Genomic DNA, 16,554 nt, shown 5'->3' with positions numbered 1-16,554 from the left:
CTGACCGCGGCACCATGGCCGCGGAGCGCTCCTAGGAGGCCGTCTCCGACTCGGTTTCCGCCATCCGGGCGGCGACGTCGCCGGACATCCGGGACCAGGGGACGGCGAGGGCCACCGCGGAGAGCAGGGCGAGCAGGCCCGCACCGACGATGACGGTGCTGGTGCTCGTGATCTCCACGAAGAAGCTGGACAGCAGGATGCCGATGCCTTGGGCGGCCTGAAGGCCCGAGGCAACCAGTCCGAAGGCCAGACCGCGGCCCTCCTTCGGCACACAGAGGACGAAGGCCGCGTTGGCCACGAACTGGTAGGAGCCGAAAGCCCCGCACAGGGCGAGCGCACCGACCATCAGCCACAGCGGTATCGGAAATACCCAGAGCAGCAGCGGAACACAGGTGAGGATCGCGAGCGGTCCGAGCAGCCGGGTCCTGGTCGGAGGCGCGATCAGCCGGGTGAGAACGAAGCCGCCGACGAATGCGCCGATCGCCTGTCCGGCCATGATGAATCCGGCCGCGGTCGGCCCGGCACCAGCCTCGGCCGCCATGGGATTGGCCAGGCCGTAGGGCACCGAGTACAGGCCGGCGAGCCAGGCGAGCAGGGCGAGTACACGCAGTTTCGGGTCGCTGAACACGAGCTTGGCGCCGTCCCGGGTCACAGCCCACAGGCCCGGCTGCTTCTCGTCGTCCTGCTCCCTGAGCGGGGCGGGACGGGCCCTGACCCCGAACCGCAGGATCAGCGCGGACAGGAAGAAGAGCAGCCCCGTCGACATCAGGGTGATGCTGGGGCCGATCAGGGAGACGATCACACCGCCCGCGATCAGTCCGAGGAGCATTCCGACCTGCGAAGTCAGCTGGATGATCGCGGTGCTGGCCACGTAGCGCTCGCCCTGGATGATCTGGCTCAGCAGCGCCGCCCTGGCGGCCGCGAACGGGAGCGACGGCAGGATCGACAGGAACAGCAGCGCCCAGATCAGCCAGATCGGCAGTCCGGGAATCCCGACGGCGATGATGAGAACGGCTCTGAGCACGTCGCAGACCACCATGACCCGGCGCCGGGGCAGGATGTCGGCGAGCCCGGAGAACAGGGGCCCGGCGAGGATCGGGGGCAGGAACATCACGGCCAGCGTGATTCCGGCGGCGAAGGCCGAACCCGTCAATTGGTAGACCAGAACACTGGACGTGATGTTCAGCAGATTGGTACCGACCATGGTCAGGGCGTGGGCCAGCCACATGGAGCGGAACTCGCCGATCGCCATGACGTCGCGGTAGCTGCTACGCCATTCGTCGTCCTGTGGTGCCGAGGATTCGTGGTCTCCGTTGTCAGGGGATTGGTCGAGGTTCGGATTTCCCACCGGACTCTCCCTACTGTTACACGGTTGAAATCACGGTGTGTCGTGTCCCAATGACCAACCGTTCCGGAAGAGTGCTTGGCTGGCAAGTCGGTTGGGTAAATTCGTGTCTGATTCGTTGCTGCGGGTAATGATGTCCGAGAGTATTCGATGGTGCTTGCGGGGTCCGGTGTTCGGATTGTTTTCCCTGGTGGTCTTGGGTGGGCTGGAGGCTTTTCCGGCCGCCAGGTGCGCCAGGTCCCGTTGCGTGGCCGCCGTGTTTCAACTCGGTGTCGCGAATGTGGAACCCTGATCCAGGCGGGTGAAACTTATGGGATCAGCGGATGGCTATTCGCGGAGGCCGCTACCCGGGCTGTCATTGGGGGTCAGCCCCAGCCCAGTTCGGTGAGTCGGCTGTCGTCGATGCCGAAGTGGTGCGCGATCTCGTGCACGACGGTGATGAGGACCTCCTCGACCACCTGGTCCGGGGTCTCGCAGATCGCGCAGATGTTGCGCCGGTAGATGAAGATCTGGTCCGGGAGCACCCCGAAATAGGAGTCGCCCCGCTCGGTCAGCGGGATCCCCTCGTACAGCCCGAGCAAGCCCTCCGGGGACTCGTCCTCGACGGTGATCACCACGTTGTCCATGAGCTGGGCCAGCTCTGGCGGGATCTGGTCCAGGGCGTCGGCCACCAGTTCCTCGAAGTCCCTGCGCATCAGTTCAACCACGCCTGCCATTGTGCTGCCTCCTCGGAGCGGCGAGGAAGAGACATAACACTCTGGGCGGGAGAAAATATTGGGAGGAGTCCCCGGCGGCGGCATGATGGGGGTGTGTTGTCTTGGGGAAAGATCCGCGCTTACGACTTCCGTGGGGCCGCTGACCGGTCCAAGAGAGCCCTCAAACGATGGAGTGCCGGGCGGGCATGGCGTTGGAGCTGTGTCGTCGTCGCGGGTCTGGCCGGGGGTTGGCTGGGGCTGGCGCTCGCCGGTCAGGTGGTCACGCCGATCGGCCCGGCAGACGTCACCTTCTCCCTGAGCCCGCAGTGGAGCGGTGAGACGGTCGTCAACGTCGCCCCGCTGGGCCAGCTGGCCTTCGACACGCACACGGGTCCCCTGAAGCTCGAGGCGACCATCAGCGACATCCGGCTCTCCGCCGCGGAGGAGATGTTCGCCGACCCCGACGCGATCGACCGGATGGCCGCGGGGATCGGCGCCGACCTCTCGGACGGCGTGACAGCCGTCGTCCTGCGCTCCGTACTCGCGGCGACCCTGGGTGCCGCTCTGATGGGCCTCCTGCTGTTCCGCAACGCGTGGCGCGCTCTGGCCAGCGCGGTCACTTCCCTGGCCGTCCTGACGGCCTCCGGCGGGATGGCCGCCCTGACCTTCAACCCCAGCGCCATCGCCGAGCCGCGCTACACGGGCCTCATCGCGGGCGCCCCCCAGGTGGTGGGCAGCGCCGACGACGTGTTCAGCCAGTTCAGCGAGTACCAGGAGCAGCTCGCCGGGCTGGTCGGCAACGTGACGATGATCTACGAGGCCACGTCCGCGATGCCGGTGTACGAGGACGACGAGTCGGTCGTCACCGTGCTGCACGTGTCCGACATCCAGCTCAACCCGGCGTCTTGGAGCATCATCAGCACACTCCAGGAGCAGTACGGGGTGGACGTGATCGTGGACTCCGGTGACCTGACCGACCGCGGCAGCGCGGCGGAGGACGTCTTCGCGGACGAGATCGGCAACCTGGACGTGCCCTACGTGTGGGTGCGCGGGGAGCATGACTCCATGGGAACGCAGCGCGCGGTGGAGTCCCAGGAAAACGCCGTCGTCCTGGACGGGGACACCGAGGAGGTCGGCGGTCTCACCTTCTACGGCGCGGGAGACCCCCGGTTCACCCCGGACGCGACCCTGGACAACCCCGATGCCGCCGGCGTGGCCTCGCTGGGTGAGGAACAGGCGGCCGCGGTGGCTGAAGGCGGGTCCGACGTGGATGTCGCGATCCTGCACACGCGCACCCAGGGATGGCCGTTCGACGGGGTGGTGCCGCTCGTCCTGGTCGGCAACGAGCACATGCGCTCCACCGAGCTGACCGAGCTGGGGACCCGGTTCCTCGTCCAGGGGTCCACCGGCGGGGCCGGATTGGGTGGGCTGGATCACGGAGACGGTCGGCCGACGCCGTACCAGGCTTCGGTTCTGTACTTCGATGCCGAAACCGGCCGCCTCCAGGCCCGCGACGACGTGGACCTCGGCGGCGTCGGCCTCACGTCCGCGCAGGTCGAGCGGCATATCGAGGGGGATCCGGAGCGTCCGGTGGGTGATCCGACCGAGGAGCCCGAGGACGAACCCACCGAGGAGGACGGCTCACCGTAGCTTCCGGGTCCCCGCAGGTAGCGGAGGTTTCGCCCGCCTGAGGTATTCACTTTGGTGTTCATGGGAATCTCCCCTATGCTTGTGCTGTCTACACGGGCCCCCATCGTCTAGCGGCCCAGGACGCCGCCCTTTCAAGGCGGTAGCGCGGGTTCGAATCCCGTTGGGGGTACGAAGCGGTCAGAGCACTGTCGGACATCTGGCAGAATAAGTACCGCAGCGACACACGAGGCCAACACGGCCGAGTGTGACAACTGAACAAGGTCCTGTGGAGCAGTTAGGAGTGCTCGCCACCCTGTCAAGGTGGAGGCCGCGGGTTCAAATCCCGTCAGGACCGCAAGCGTCGCCGAGGCAATCGGCGCCGCGGCTAGGTAGCTCAGTTGGTACGAGCGTCCGCCTGAAAAGCGGAAGGTCGGCGGTTCGACCCCGCCCCTAGCCACACCACACAGACATACAAAAAGGCCCCGTCACCTGCGAAGGCAGATGGCGGGGCCTTTTCGTGCGCCGGTGGTTGCCAGTGGCCGGTCGCGGGTCACCCGAAGAGGACGGGCCGCCCCTGGTCACGGGGAAGGGGTCACCACGTGACGCCGTGCCAGCTCACATGGTGGTCCGTGTGGTCGGAGTCCTTCGTGCACCAGTAGGTGGTGCCGTCGCGTAGCAGGAAGCGGTCGCAGGCGATTCCGGCGGCGCGGTCCTCGGCCAGGGTGCGCATGAGTCGTTCCGCGTCCTCGGGAAGGTCGTCCTCGAACCCGGCGCCGCCGAAGCTTTCCAGGCCGTTCAGGAGGCGTTCCTGGCGGGTCCGGTGCGGGGACGTGGCGGCTTTCCGGCTCGATCCGATCACCAGTGCGGTGGCGTTGTCGGTGCTCTCGGCCTCGCGGGCGGCGTCCACCAGGACGTGAACCAGGGTGTCGGGGTCGTGGGCGTGGTCGGTGACGAGTTCGGCCAGCAGGCGTTCGTCCACGTAGTCGTGGATGCCGTCGCAGGTGAACAGGGTCAGGTCGGCGGCGGGCGCGGTGGCGGTCCCGATGTCGTCGGCGACGGCCGTCGCGACGGACGTCGTCACCGCGTGGTCGCCGATCTGGGCGAGGTCCTCAGCGACCCACAGGTCGCGCAGCTCCTGGCCGTAGGTGTGGTCCCGGGTGTGCTGGCGCAGGCCCGCGCTGGGGCTCCAGGTCCAGACGCGGCAGTCGCCGACCCAGGCGATGTCTATGGGCTCGTCCGGGGCGTCCTGGCGTGCGTGGGCCATCACACAGTCCGCTCCGGGGTGGGCCCGGCCGATCGCCGAAGTGGCCGCGAGCACGGCGTCCGCGGCTTCCCCGTGGGCCTCGACGGCGGTGTCCGCGGCGAGCTGCGCGGCCTCGGCGGTGGCCGGGTGCTCCCCGAAACCGTCGGCCAGTGCGGCGCGCCACCCCCCGGACTCTGGTTCGAGGAGGTAGGAGAAGGCGTCCTGCTGGCTGGGCCGGGGTCCCTGGTCGGTGTCGGTGGCGATGACGGGGGAACTCATACGCACTCCTTCAGCCGCGTTCGTGTGGGACCACTATCCACAGAGGATGGGACCTGGGAGATGCTCGCAACCGGGTGTTTGGTTCACCCGGTTGCGTCACGAACAGGTAGCCGGTTGACCGGGTGGAAAGAGTGCTTCGTCCGGTAGTGTCCGTCCATGTGAACCACGCGACCGCCGCAGACGGCACCCGCCTTTGGTACGACGTCCATGGTGCGGGAGAACCCCTGCTGCTCATCCACGGGCAGTCACTCGACCACGAGATGTGGGACGGGGTGTACGAGGACTTCGCCGCACGCTACCGGGTCGTGCGGATGGACACCCGCGGTACCGGCGGCAGTGACGTACCCCTCGACCGGCCGTACAGCATGGAACTGCTCGCCCGGGACGCCCTCGCGGTCCTGGACGACCTCGGCGTCGAGCGGGCGCACGTCTACGGCTTCTCCATGGGCGGCAAGATCGCCCAGACGCTTGCCGCGATCGCCCCGGAACGGGTCGGCGCCCTGGTCCTGGGCGCGACCGCGCCCGGCGGGAGCAACGAGGTCGAACGCCCCCGCCACGCGTCGGTCGCGCTGCGCAAGGCCAGCACCGAGGAGGGGCGCGACCTGATCGCGTACCTCTTCTACACGCCGGAGTGGGCGGACGCGCACCCCGAGACCGTCACCCGGATCCTTCCCCGCAACCCGCTGCGCGCGCAGCGCCGCCACTACGAGGCCAGCCTGAAGCACGACGGCTGGGACCTGCTGCCCCGGATCCAGGCACCGACGCTGGTCGTGCACGGAGAGGACGACGAGCTCACCCCGGTCGGCAACGCCGAACTGCTCGCCGGACGCGTGCCGGGCGCCGAGCTGCTGGTCCTGCCGGGCGCTCGCCACGGCTATCCGCACGAGGTGGCCCCGAAGGCAACCGAGGCGGTCCTGGAGTTCCTCGAAGCCAAACCCCTCTAGTAACGAGGCCGGGGCCGGCCCCCGAAGTAGGTGTTGGCCGAGGGGCGGAACATCATCACCACCCCGGCGATCACGGCGAGCAGGTGCAGGGTGCGCAGTGCCGCGATCGACACGAACTCCCCGGTCAGCGCCGGGATCCCGTCGGCCGCCCCACCGCCCAGAAGCCAACCGGCCGGCTCCACGACGAGGCTGAACGTGCCCACGACGCCGAGCCCGAGGGCCAGCGCCCAGCGGGCCCACCGGTGCCCCCGGTGGAAGAGCGCCACCACGGTCAGGACCACGGCGTAGACGAGCGCGCGCAGGCCCAAGCCCGGAAGCAGGCCGCTCCAGGGCATGCCGTCGTTCAGCAGGCCCCACGCGTGTATCGCGGCCTCAGCTGCGCCTGCGGCCACGGCGCCGATCCACAGCGCGGTGGCCGCGCTGACCGCCTTGGGGCGGCCGTGCGCCCCCGTAGTAACGCCCGGTGTGCCGCCCCGCGCCGTCCGTGCCATGATTCGGCCCCCTGCCGTGCTCGCCGTTCCCGTGGTGGTTCTACGGCGATTGTCGCGGGGCGGGCCCGCCGCTTTCAGGTGTGCGCGGACGCTGGTTCGCCCGGGACCCACCACCTCCGCGCCGGTGGTGGTCGCACTACCCGGTCCCGCGCGGGGTCCTGGGCCAGGGTCAGCGGTTCCTGTGGATCCGGCGGACGAGGTCGGCGCTCTTGGGGAGGTTGGAGAGCTCATCGTGACTGAGGTTGGGGTCCCGTAGGCGCAGGGCGACCGCGTCGTCGACCAGGCGGGCCGGGTCGCCCTGGGCGTGCCTCACGTAGTGGGGCAGACCGGCGGCGGCCACTGCGGCCAGGTCCGACGGGCCGCTGTCCGCGACCATGGCGAGGAGCAGCGCGCTCACCGCCAGGTCCAGGTCCGGATCCCCGTCGAGGGCGTTGGTCCAGTCGATCACGACCGGGCTGCCGGAGGTGAGCACCACGTTTCCGGGGTGCAGGTCCATGTGCAGCACCGGCCCCCGGTCCGAGCGGGGCGGGAGCGCGTGTAGCCGCCCCTGGAGGTCCGCGAGGGTCTTGGCTGCCCCTTCCGCTGTCACGTCGCCGTTCAGGCACGCATCGAGCATTGTGGGGCCGTACAGTCGGTCCATCTCCATCTCGGCGCCCTCGGCCCGGAGCACCCCGGGTACGGGGAAGCCGTGGGTTCCCACGTGAGTCATGGCGGCGGCCTCGGGGCCGCTGTCCACGGGGTGCCGGTAGCGGCGCAGCACCCTGTGGGCGTCGAGGGCGAACACGTCGGCGTCGCGCCCGGAGGCGAGGGGGACCCAGGAGGTCACGGTGGCTCCTCAGATGGGGGGAGGAAAGTCCGAGCGGAGCTGGTCGAGCTTGCGGCGGTCCTTCTTGGTGGGCCGTCCCGCGCCCCGGTCCCGGCGGATCACCGGGGCGGAGGCCTCCGGTGTCGGGGCGGGCGTGCGGTCGTTGTAGCAGCGGACCGCGACCGGGGCACCGACCCTCTTCAGAATGATGTGGCTCACATCGACGATCCGGGTGGTGCCGTGCAGGCGGAGCCGGACCTCGTCGCCGACCTTGACCGTCGTGGCCGGTTTGGCCGGGCGGTCGTTGACGCGGACGTGTCCGCCGCGGCAGGCCTGGGCGGAGTCGGCGCGGGTCTTGACGAGGCGGACCGCCCACAGCCAGCGGTCGACCCGCGTGGAGTCCGGGCCGGCGGGAAGTTGGGCGGACGAGTCGCTCACGCGAGGTCCTCTCGAGCTTTCGGGTGCGTTCTGAGCCACTCTAGATCGGCGACGGTACGAAGCGCTCCAAAGTCACGCTACAGTTGTAGACGCAACGAGGTCCTGTGGAGCAGTTAGGAGTGCTCGCCACCCTGTCAAGGTGGAGGCCGCGGGTTCAAATCCCGTCAGGACCGCATCATCGAAGGCCCGGTGTCCCAGACACCGGGCCTTCGGCGTTGACGGGGAAACGAGAGGGACGGTTGTGAGCTACCGGTACGCCACCGAGCGTACGGACCACTCGGCGTTGGCGAGTGGTCAGGTGTTGCGTTCCGCGCCCGGGTACCCGGGGTTCCCCGTGAGACTTGCGAGCGAACTCCTCCAGCGCGCCATGGTGCACGCCGAAGGCGACCGGGTGCGCCTGTGGGACCCCTGCTGCGGCAGCGGGTACCTGGTGACCGTCCTGGGCCTCCTGCACCGCGACCGGCTGACACACGTGCGGGCCACGGACGTGGACGACGACGCCGTGGCCATCGCGGCCCGCAACCTGGAACTGCTCACCGCGGAGGGCATGGCCGAGCGGGAGCGGGAACTGCGCCGTTCGGCCCGGGACTTCGGGAGGGTGGCGTTCGTGGAGCGGGCCGAGGGGGCGCGCGACCTGGCCGCCGGTCTGGCCGCGATGGGCGGGGACCTCCCCCACGCTTCGGGTGTGGCCGACGTGTTCGGGCTGACCGAGCCGGTCGACGCGGATCTGGTGATCACGGACGTGCCCTACGGCGAGATGACCCAGTGGGAAGGCGCCGTCCCGGACGAGGGGCCGGTCCGAGGGCTGCTCGCCTCGATGGGCCGGGTCCTGCCCCCGCACGCCGTGGCCGTCGTGACCGCGCGGACCCGCCGGGTCGCACTTCCGGAGGGCGTGCGGGCGCTGGAGCGGGTGAAGGTCGGCAACCGGTCGGCCGCCCTGGTCCGCGCCAGGGACCTCACCTCGGTCTGAGTCGCGGCCCGAGTGCCTCCTCCACAACCTGTGGAGAACCTTCCCGTCCCCCTGCGATGCGACCGCTTCTCGCTCTTCGTCGCGGCCTCCTGGGCCTGCGCTCCGCGCGCGGCTCAGCCCACGTCCCGGAAGGCACGTGAGGTGTACATGGCCACGATCAGCGCGGCCAGGGCCAGCAGGACGAAGCCCAGCGTGTACTGGGCGGTGACCTGGTAGACCGCACCCATGAGCAGCGGCGGGAAGTATCCGCCGAGACCGCCCGCGGCTCCGACAAGGCCGGTGACGGTACCCACGCGCGACGGGTCCACGAGCTTGGCGACCAGGGCGAACACCGCTCCGGTGCCCAGGCCCAGTGAGAGCGCGATCAGTACGAACGCGAGCCCGGCAGGGAACTCCGCGGGCGGGTGCAGCGCCAGCACGAAGGCGAAGGCGCAGGTGGCGGAGAACGAGATCAGGCACACCCGCACCGGTCCGATCCGGTCCGACAGGATGCCGCCGATCGGCCGGGCGACGACGGCGGCCACCGCGAACCCCGCGGTGCGCAGGCCCGCGTCGGTCTGGGCGAACTCGTAGGCGGTGGTCAGCAGCGTCGGCAGGTAGGTGGAGAAGGCAACGAAACCGCCGAAGACCAGCGCGTAGAGCCCGGATGCCTGCCAGGTCGCCTTCAGCTTGAGGGCCTCGCGGATGCGCGGCAGCGCCGGTTCGGTCTGCGGTTTCCACGTGGGCGAGTTCCGGGCGAAGAACCACATGACCGCGCCCATCGCGGCCAGCGCCGCACACATCAGCAGGTGGGTGGTAAAGACCCCCAGCCCCTCGACCAGGCGCGGCGTGAGGAAGGCCGACAGCGCGGTGCCGCCCATGCCCGCGCCGAACACACCCGTGGCGAACCCGCGCCGGTTGGCCGCGTACCAGGCGTTGACGAACGGGATGCCGATCGCGAACGAGGTGCCGGCGATGCCGAGGAAGAATCCCCAGAGCAGCAGCATTCCGTAGGAGGACGCGGAGAGCCCCACCAGGAAGGTGGGGACGATGCTGAGGAAGCAGATGCCCGTGAACATCACGCGGCCGCCGTAGCGGTCGGTAAGGGTGCCCACGGGGATGCGTCCGAGGGATCCCACCAACACGGGGAAGGCCACCAGGACCGATGTCTGCGTCGGTGCCAGGTCCAGGTTCTCGCTGTAGGTCCGCGACAACGGGCCGATCAGGTTCCAGGCCCAGAAGGTCAGCGCGAACGCCGCCGTCGCGAGGGCGAGGTTCCCGCCCGCGGTTCCGGAGCGGGCCGTCCGCTCCCCAGCCTCCGTGCGCATTGCGGCTCCTTCATCTCTCGATCTGCGGAGATTGTCACCCAATGCGGTGTGGGAGATGTGACTTCCCTGCCGGACAAGGCATATTTATTAACGGAATGTGGCCGATGATGGGCGTACTTGCTTTCGTCTCGGGCAATGGTCGGGCAAACGGAGTGTATTCCTTATGGCGGCGCAGGGAAAAATCGGGGGAGCCGGGGACGCCCTGCTCAGGTTGGGGAACTACCTGACCCGTTCTGAGCCCTTGGATGGAGACCGTGCGCAGGTGAGGCACGGTGGTCGTGAGGGTGACGTGTTCTACCGGGACCGCTGGAGCCACGACCGGGTGGTCCGTTCCACGCACGGCGTGAACTGCACTGGTTCCTGTTCTTGGGATGTCTATGTAAAAGACGGGATCATTACTTGGGAAACCCAGGCGACCGATTATCCTTCGGTCGGCCCGGACCGGCCCGAGTACGAACCCCGGGGTTGCCCGCGCGGCGCCGCTTTCTCTTGGTACACCTATTCTCCGACGCGGGTGCGCTATCCGTACGCGCGCGGGGTCCTCTTGGAAATGTACCGGGAGGCCCGGGAGCGCCTGGGCGATCCGGTGCTGGCCTGGGAGGAGATCACCACGGATCCCGAGAAGCGCAGCCGCTACCAGCGGGCGCGGGGTAAGGGCGGGCTCGTCCGGAGCACGTGGGATGAGGCGTTGGAGATCGCGGCCGCCGCGCACGTGCTGACGATCAAGAAGTACGGCCCCGACCGGATCGCCGGGTTCTCGCCGATCCCCGCGATGTCGATGGTCTCCCATGGTGTGGGCGCCCGGTTCGTGAACCTCCTCGGCGGCTCGATGCTGTCCTTCTACGACTGGTACGCCGACCTGCCTGTGGCCTCGCCGCAGGTGTTCGGCGACCAGACCGACGTCCCCGAGTCCGGTGACTGGTGGGACGCCGCCTACCTCGTGCTGTGGGGATCCAACGTCCCGGTCACCAGGACCCCGGATGCCCACTGGATGGCCGAGGCCCGCTACCGCGGCCAGAAGGTCGTCGTGGTCGCCCCGGACTTCAACGACGCCGCCAAGTTCGCCGACGAGTGGCTCGCCCCGCACCCCGGCACCGACGGGGCCCTGGCGATGGCTATGGGGCACGTGATCCTCAAGGAACGTTTCGTCGACGAGCTCACCCCCCGCTTCGCTGACTACGCGCGTACCTATACCGACCTGCCCTTCCTCGTGGCGTTGGAGAAGAGGGACGGCCGCCTCGTCCCCGGGAAGTTCCTCACCGCCGCGGACCTGCAGGACAGCACCGGCACCGCGAACTCCGGATCCGGTGGCACCGGCACCGCGAACGCACAGTGGAAACCCGTGATCTGGGCCGAGGGGGAGGACGGCCCTGTGGTACCCAACGGCACGATCGGGGACCGCTGGGGCGACGACGGTGCGGGCAAGTGGAACCTCGAGCTCGAGGGCCGCACCCCCGAACTCACCTTCTACGCCGAGGGCGCTGAGGCCGCCAAGGTCGCGCTTCCCCGGTTCGACACCCCCAACGGCACGGCGGAGGTCGACACCAGGGGTGTCCCGGTCCGCAGGGTCGGCGACCGCCTCGTCACCACCGTGTTCGACCTGGTCCTGGCCCAGTACGGGGTGTCCCGACCGGGCCTGCCGGGGGTCTGGCCTGCCGGGTACGACGACCCGGCCGGCGCGTACACCCCCGCCTGGCAGGAGGCCCTGACCTCGGTGCCCGCCGACCGCGCAGTGCGGATCGCCCGCGAGTTCGCCGACACCGCCGAGGCCAGCGGCGGCCGCGCCATGATCGTGCTGGGCGCCGGGACCAACCAGTGGTTCCACGGGGAGAACGCCTACCGCTCCTTCCTCGCCCTGCTGCTGCTCACCGGATGCCAAGGCGTGAACGGCGGCGGCTGGGCGCACTACGTGGGCCAGGAGAAGTGCCGCACGTCCACGGGCTGGGCGGCCTATGCCTCAGGGATGGACTGGTCGCGCCCGCCGCGCTTCATGGCCGGGACCGCTTACTGGTACAGCCACACCGACCAGTGGCGCTACGACACCTACCGGGCCGACGCCCTCATGTCGCCCCTGGGGCCCGGGAAGGTGAAGGGACAGCACACCGCCGACCTCGTGGCGGCGTCGGCCCGGATGGGCTGGATGCCGTCCTATCCGACCTTCAACCGCAACCCGGTCCAGCTCGGCAAGGAAGCCGCCGAACTCGACCGGGACCCCGCCGAGTACGTCGCCGACCAGCTCCACGACGGCACGCTCCGCTTCGCCGCCGAGGACCCTGACGACCCGACGAACTGGCCCCGAACCCTCACCCTGTGGCGGTCCAACCTGTTCGGCTCCTCCGCCAAGGGCAACGAGTACTTCCTGAAACACCTCCTGGGCACCCACTCCAACCTCCAGTCGGAGCCAGCCGGCCCCGACCACCGGCCCAGTGACGTGACCTGGCGGGACGAGATCCCCGAGGGCAAGCTCGACCTGTTGCTCACCATGGACTTCCGGATGACCAGTTCGACCCTGCTGTCGGACATCGTCCTGCCCGCCGCCACCTGGTACGAGAAGCACGACCTCTCCACGACGGACATGCACCCTTTCGTGCACGCCTTCAACCCGGCGATCGATCCGCCCTGGGAGACACGCACCGACTTCGACACCTTCCACGCCCTGGCGAAGGTGTTCAGCGAACTCGCCGCCGACCACCTCGGCGAGGTCACCGACCTGGTCGCGGTACCCCACCAGCACGACACCCCGGGGGAGCTGGCCCAGCCGCACGGGGTGCCGCCGGACTGGAAGGCCGAGGGCGAACGCCCGGTCCCGGGCCGGACCATGCCGGGCATCGTCCCGGTCCGCCGCAACTACTCCGCGGTCGCGCAGAAGCTGGCGGCGCTCGGCCCGCTCGCTGAGAGCAAGGGCCTCCCGGTCAAGGGGGTGTCCTTCACCCCGGACGAGGAGATCGACTGGCTGCGCCAGCGCAACGGCACCGTCCGCGGCGGGGTGGCGGACGGCCGACCCGCCCTGGACACCGACGTCAAGGCCTGCGAGATGATCCTCGCGCTGTCCGGTACCAGTAACGGCCGACTCGCCGCTCAGGGTTTCGAACGCCTGGCCGCACGCACCGGCACCGACATGGACGAGCTGATCCACCACTCCGAGGGCCGACGGGTGGTCTTCGACGATGCCAAGCGCGGCCCCACCCCGGTGGGGAGCAGTCCCGAATGGTCTGGCAAGGAGGCCTCGGACCGCCGCTACTCGCCCTTCACCGTCAACGTCGAACACGACAAGCCCTGGCACACGCTCACCGGCCGGCAGCACTTCTACCTGGACCACGACTGGATGCACGAGTTCGGCGAGGCCCTGCCGGTCTACCGGCCCCCGCTGGACATCAGCCGCCTGTTCGGCGAGCCGACGATCGGCCCGACCGGGCAGCGCGAGGTGGTGGTGCGCTACCTGACACCGCACTCCAAGTGGTCCATCCACTCCGAGTACCAGGACAACCTGCTCCTGCAGACCCTGTCCCGCGGTGGTCCCACCATCTGGATGAGCGTGGCCGACGCCGAGGCGATCGAGGCCGCCGACAACGACTGGGTGGAGGCGGTCAACCGCAACGGCGTCGTCGCCGCGCGCTTGGTGGTGTCGCACCGGATGCCGACCGGCACGGTGTACATGCACCACGCCCAGGAGCGCACCATCGACGTGCCCAAGACCGAGACCACGGGCAAGCGCGGCGGCATCCACAATTCGCTCACCCGGCTGCTGGTCAAGCCGACCCACCTCATCGGCGGATACGCACAGCTCAGCTACGCCTTCAACTACCTAGGACCGACCGGGAACCAGCGCGACGAGGTCACGGTCGTGCGCAAGCGGACGACGGAGGTGCGCTACTGATGACGGAGCGGAACCGGATTCGAGAGGACGCACGGTCGGGTGGTCGGCGGATCGGCCGGGTCATGGCGCAGGTCGCCATGGTGATGAACCTCGACAAGTGCATCGGCTGCCACACCTGTTCGGTCACCTGCAAGCAGGCGTGGACCAACCGGAGCGGCGTCGAGTACGCGTGGTTCAACAACGTCGAGACCCGGCCCGGCCAGGGGTACCCGCGCACTTACCAGGACCAGGAGAGGTGGCGGGGCGGCTGGGTCCGCCAGCCCAACGGCAAGCTCGTGCCCCGCGCCGGCGGCCGGATCAAGCGGCTCGCGACGATCTTCGCCAACCCGGTGATGCCCTCCATCCAGGACTACTACGAGCCCTGGACCTACGACTACGAGAACCTGACCAACGCCCCCTTGGGCGACGACTTCCCGGTGGCCACCCCGCACTCGGCGCTCACCGGCAAGCCGATGCAGGTCACCTGGAGCGCCAACTGGGACGACGACCTGGGCGGCGGACCCGAACTCGCCTCCCAGGACCCGATCGTGCGCAGGCTCGGCGACAAGGTGAAGCTGTCCTTCGAGGACACCTTCATGTTCTACCTGCCGCGCATCTGCGAGCACTGCCTCAACCCGACCTGTGTGGCGGCCTGCCCCAGTGGTGCGCTCTACAAGCGGGTCGAGGACGGCATCGTGCTCGTCGACCAGGACCGCTGCCGGGGCTGGCGCATGTGCGTCACCGCCTGCCCTTACAAGAAGATCTACTTCAACCACAAGACGGGCAAGGCCGAGAAGTGCACCTTCTGCTACCCGCGGGTGGAGGTGGGCATGCCCACCATCTGCTCCGAGACCTGCGTGGGGCGCCTGCGCTATCTGGGAGTCATCCTCTACGACGCGGACCGGGTCGGTGACGCGGCCGCAGTGGAGGACGAGAGGGACCTCTACGAGGCCCAGCTCGGTGTCTTCCTCGACCCCGCGGACCCGGACGTGCGTGCGGCCGCCCGCCGGGACGGCATCCCGGAGCGCTGGGTGGAGTCGGCGGCCCGGTCGCCGATCTACGCCCTGGCCAAGCGCTTCCGGGTCGCCCTTCCGCTGCACCCGGAGTACCGCACGATGCCGATGGTCTGGTACGTCCCCCCGCTGTCCCCGGTGGTGGACACGCTGACGCGGACCGGACACGACGGTGAGTCGGCGGACAACCTCTTCGGCGCCATCGACACCCTGCGGATCCCGATCGAGTACCTGGCCGAGCTGTTCAGCGCGGGGGACACCGCACCGGTGGACCTGGTCCTGCGCAGGCTCGCCGCGATGCGCTCCTACATGCGCCGGGTCAACCTCGGACAGGAACGGGACGAGTCCATCGCGTCCGCGGTCGGCATGACCGGCACCGAGATCGAGGACATGTACCGGCTGCTCGCCCTGGCCAAGTACGACGAGCGGTACGTCGTGCCCACGGCCTTCGGGGTGGACGAGTCCGACCGGGGTGTGATCGAGGAGGTCGGCTGCAGCCTGGACTTCGACGGCGGCCCCGGCATGGGCGGCATGGGCGACGTCCCGTTCGGTGAGGCCTCCGGGCGGCCCGACGCGGCCTCCGTGGAGACCTTCCACGCCCTCCGTGAGCGCCAGACCAGTGACGGCACCGTCGGCGGCGCGGCGGGCGACAGCTCGGCCAACAGCCCGTCGGCGGCCACGGACGGCCGCGTCAACCTTCTGAACTGGGACGGCAACGGACGTCCGCGGGGGCTCTTCCCGCCCCGGGCGGACGGCGGTACCGACAACGGCGAAGCACGGGGCAGCGACCCCGAAACCCGTTAGCGAGGTCCAACATGAGCACCACCAACGGTATGGAAAAGGGCTCGGTCGGCGGAACGGGCTGGCTGGGGGCCGGGCGGGCCGCGCGCAGGGCGCACGCGAAGGCCGTGACCCACCAGGCGGCATCGGTCCTGCTCGGTTACCCGGACGCCGATTTCTTCGAACGGCTCCCGCTGGCGGCGCGAGCCGCGGCGGAACTGCCCAAGGGCCAACCCCGCGTCGACCTGCTCGAGTTCTGTGAGCACGCTGCCACCACGCCAGAACTGGAGTTGGCAGAGCACTACGTGGAGGTGTTCGACCTGCGCCGCCGCAGGGCGCTGCACATGACCTACTACACCGACGGCGACACCCGGCGCCGCGGCCACGCGCTGTCCGAGGTCAAACGGGTCTACGCCGAAGCGGGGTGGCGGGTGTCCGCCCGCGAGCTGCCCGACCACCTCGCCGTCATGCTGGAGTTCGCCGCGCGGGGTGACGCCGACTCTGGTCAGGAGCTGCTCGTGAACTTCCGACCGGGTCTCGAACTGCTCTCCCAGTCCTTGGGGGAACACGGCACGCCCTACGCGCGGGTGGTCGACGCGGTCCGGCACACCCTTCCGGCGCCACGGCGCGCGGACGAGGAGCGGATGCGCCGCCTGGCCGCTGAGGGGCCGCCCGCCGAGGACGTGGGCATGGAGCCCTACGGCGTGCGCCCCCGGGCCCCGCTGCCGCTGACCGACATCACGGAGAAGCAGCGTTGAG

At 69.5% G+C, this 16,554-nt stretch carries 13 protein-coding genes and 4 tRNA genes; 10 read left to right on the top strand and 7 right to left on the bottom strand.

Annotation, left to right across the window (positions count from 1 at the left end; translation table 11 throughout):
* Positions 1-31 precede the first annotated feature (31 nt).
* Positions 32-1,348, bottom strand: coding sequence for an MFS transporter (locus tag ACYVDG_RS08330; protein WP_460747842.1), 1,317 nt, complete (start codon positions 1,346-1,348; stop codon positions 32-34).
* Positions 1,349-1,710: 362 nt separating this feature from the next.
* Positions 1,711-2,061: a metallopeptidase family protein gene (locus ACYVDG_RS08325; protein WP_460747841.1), complete on the bottom strand. Its 351-nt coding sequence runs from the start codon at positions 2,059-2,061 to the stop codon at positions 1,711-1,713.
* Between the two features lie 96 nt (positions 2,062-2,157).
* Between ACYVDG_RS08325 and ACYVDG_RS08320 the strand changes: the two genes are divergently transcribed.
* The 4 genes from ACYVDG_RS08320 to ACYVDG_RS08305 all read left to right on the top strand — a co-directional run bounded on the left by ACYVDG_RS08320 (position 2,158) and on the right by ACYVDG_RS08305 (position 4,126).
* On the top strand, positions 2,158-3,690 hold the full coding sequence (locus ACYVDG_RS08320; protein ID WP_460747956.1) for a metallophosphoesterase family protein: 1,533 nt from the start codon (positions 2,158-2,160) through the stop codon (positions 3,688-3,690).
* Between the two features lie 96 nt (positions 3,691-3,786).
* Positions 3,787-3,859 (top strand) — tRNA-Glu (locus tag ACYVDG_RS08315).
* Between the two features lie 90 nt (positions 3,860-3,949).
* Positions 3,950-4,024: transfer RNA gene (locus ACYVDG_RS08310), tRNA-Asp, on the top strand.
* Between the two features lie 28 nt (positions 4,025-4,052).
* Positions 4,053-4,126, top strand: a tRNA-Phe gene (locus ACYVDG_RS08305).
* 135 nt (positions 4,127-4,261) lie between these two features.
* Here ACYVDG_RS08305 and ACYVDG_RS08300 read toward each other — a convergent pair.
* A complete protein-coding gene (locus tag ACYVDG_RS08300) occupies positions 4,262-5,191 on the bottom strand; it encodes a PP2C family protein-serine/threonine phosphatase (protein WP_460747840.1) in 930 nt (309 codons plus the stop codon).
* 158 nt (positions 5,192-5,349) lie between these two features.
* Between ACYVDG_RS08300 and ACYVDG_RS08295 the strand changes: the two genes are divergently transcribed.
* Positions 5,350-6,135, top strand: coding sequence for an alpha/beta fold hydrolase (locus ACYVDG_RS08295; protein WP_460747839.1), 786 nt, complete (start codon positions 5,350-5,352; stop codon positions 6,133-6,135).
* Here ACYVDG_RS08295 and ACYVDG_RS08290 read toward each other — a convergent pair.
* From ACYVDG_RS08290 to ACYVDG_RS08280, 3 genes are all read right to left on the bottom strand, one after another.
* A complete protein-coding gene (locus tag ACYVDG_RS08290) occupies positions 6,132-6,626 on the bottom strand; it encodes a hypothetical protein (RefSeq protein ID WP_460747838.1) in 495 nt (164 codons plus the stop codon). The genes ACYVDG_RS08295 and ACYVDG_RS08290 overlap by 4 nt on opposite strands.
* A 169-nt stretch (positions 6,627-6,795) precedes the next feature.
* Positions 6,796-7,452 (bottom strand): aminoglycoside phosphotransferase family protein, encoded by a 657-nt coding sequence (locus tag ACYVDG_RS08285; protein ID WP_460747837.1) that lies wholly within the window; start codon positions 7,450-7,452, stop codon positions 6,796-6,798.
* A gap of 9 nt (positions 7,453-7,461) precedes the next feature.
* Positions 7,462-7,869, bottom strand: coding sequence for an RNA-binding S4 domain-containing protein (locus ACYVDG_RS08280; protein ID WP_460747836.1), 408 nt, complete (start codon positions 7,867-7,869; stop codon positions 7,462-7,464).
* Between the two features lie 98 nt (positions 7,870-7,967).
* Here ACYVDG_RS08280 and ACYVDG_RS08275 point away from each other — a divergent pair.
* Both ACYVDG_RS08275 and ACYVDG_RS08270 read left to right on the top strand, forming a co-directional pair.
* A tRNA-Asp gene (locus ACYVDG_RS08275) sits at positions 7,968-8,042 on the top strand.
* Between the two features lie 68 nt (positions 8,043-8,110).
* Positions 8,111-8,839 carry an rRNA methyltransferase gene (locus tag ACYVDG_RS08270; RefSeq protein ID WP_460747835.1) on the top strand — a complete coding sequence of 243 codons (729 nt, stop codon included), beginning with the start codon at positions 8,111-8,113 and terminating at the stop codon, positions 8,837-8,839.
* A gap of 113 nt (positions 8,840-8,952) precedes the next feature.
* On the opposite strand, the gene ACYVDG_RS08265 is transcribed toward ACYVDG_RS08270, so the two are convergent.
* On the bottom strand, positions 8,953-10,146 hold the full coding sequence (locus ACYVDG_RS08265) for an MFS transporter (protein WP_460747834.1): 1,194 nt from the start codon (positions 10,144-10,146) through the stop codon (positions 8,953-8,955).
* A gap of 163 nt (positions 10,147-10,309) precedes the next feature.
* On the opposite strand from ACYVDG_RS08265, the gene ACYVDG_RS08260 reads away from it, so the two are divergent.
* The 3 genes from ACYVDG_RS08260 to narJ are packed head-to-tail and all read left to right on the top strand — an operon-like array spanning position 10,310 to position 16,553.
* A complete protein-coding gene (locus tag ACYVDG_RS08260) occupies positions 10,310-14,023 on the top strand; it encodes a nitrate reductase subunit alpha (RefSeq protein ID WP_460747832.1) in 3,714 nt (1,237 codons plus the stop codon).
* On the top strand, positions 14,023-15,819 hold the full coding sequence (gene narH / locus ACYVDG_RS08255) for a nitrate reductase subunit beta (protein WP_460747831.1): 1,797 nt from the start codon (positions 14,023-14,025) through the stop codon (positions 15,817-15,819). The genes ACYVDG_RS08260 and narH overlap by 1 nt, the downstream gene beginning before the upstream one ends.
* Before the next feature lie 11 nt (positions 15,820-15,830).
* Entirely contained in the window at positions 15,831-16,553 is a 723-nt protein-coding gene (gene narJ / locus ACYVDG_RS08250) for a nitrate reductase molybdenum cofactor assembly chaperone (RefSeq protein ID WP_460747830.1), read from the top strand.
* Position 16,554 lies beyond the last annotated feature (1 nt).

This window comes from Nocardiopsis oceani, from assembly GCF_054777395.1.
The sequence above is the reverse complement of the archived record's forward strand: the minus strand, read 5'-3'. Positions and strand labels throughout refer to the sequence as shown.

Bases quoted from the DNA above. Each gene is read 5' to 3' on its own strand.
- ACYVDG_RS08325 (WP_460747841.1), bottom strand. From the start codon at position 2,061: ATGGCAGGCGTGGTTGAACTGATGCGCAGGGACTTCGAGGAACTGGTG.
- ACYVDG_RS08300 (WP_460747840.1), bottom strand. From the start codon at position 5,191: ATGAGTTCCCCCGTCATCGCCACCGACACCGACCAGGGACCCCGGCCC.
- ACYVDG_RS08290 (WP_460747838.1), bottom strand. From the start codon at position 6,626: ATGGCACGGACGGCGCGGGGCGGCACACCGGGCGTTACTACGGGGGCG.
- ACYVDG_RS08265 (WP_460747834.1), bottom strand. From the start codon at position 10,146: ATGCGCACGGAGGCTGGGGAGCGGACGGCCCGCTCCGGAACCGCGGGC.
- ACYVDG_RS08260 (WP_460747832.1), top strand. From the start codon at position 10,310: ATGGCGGCGCAGGGAAAAATCGGGGGAGCCGGGGACGCCCTGCTCAGG.
- narH (WP_460747831.1), top strand. From the start codon at position 14,023: ATGACGGAGCGGAACCGGATTCGAGAGGACGCACGGTCGGGTGGTCGG.
- narJ (WP_460747830.1), top strand. From the start codon at position 15,831: ATGAGCACCACCAACGGTATGGAAAAGGGCTCGGTCGGCGGAACGGGC.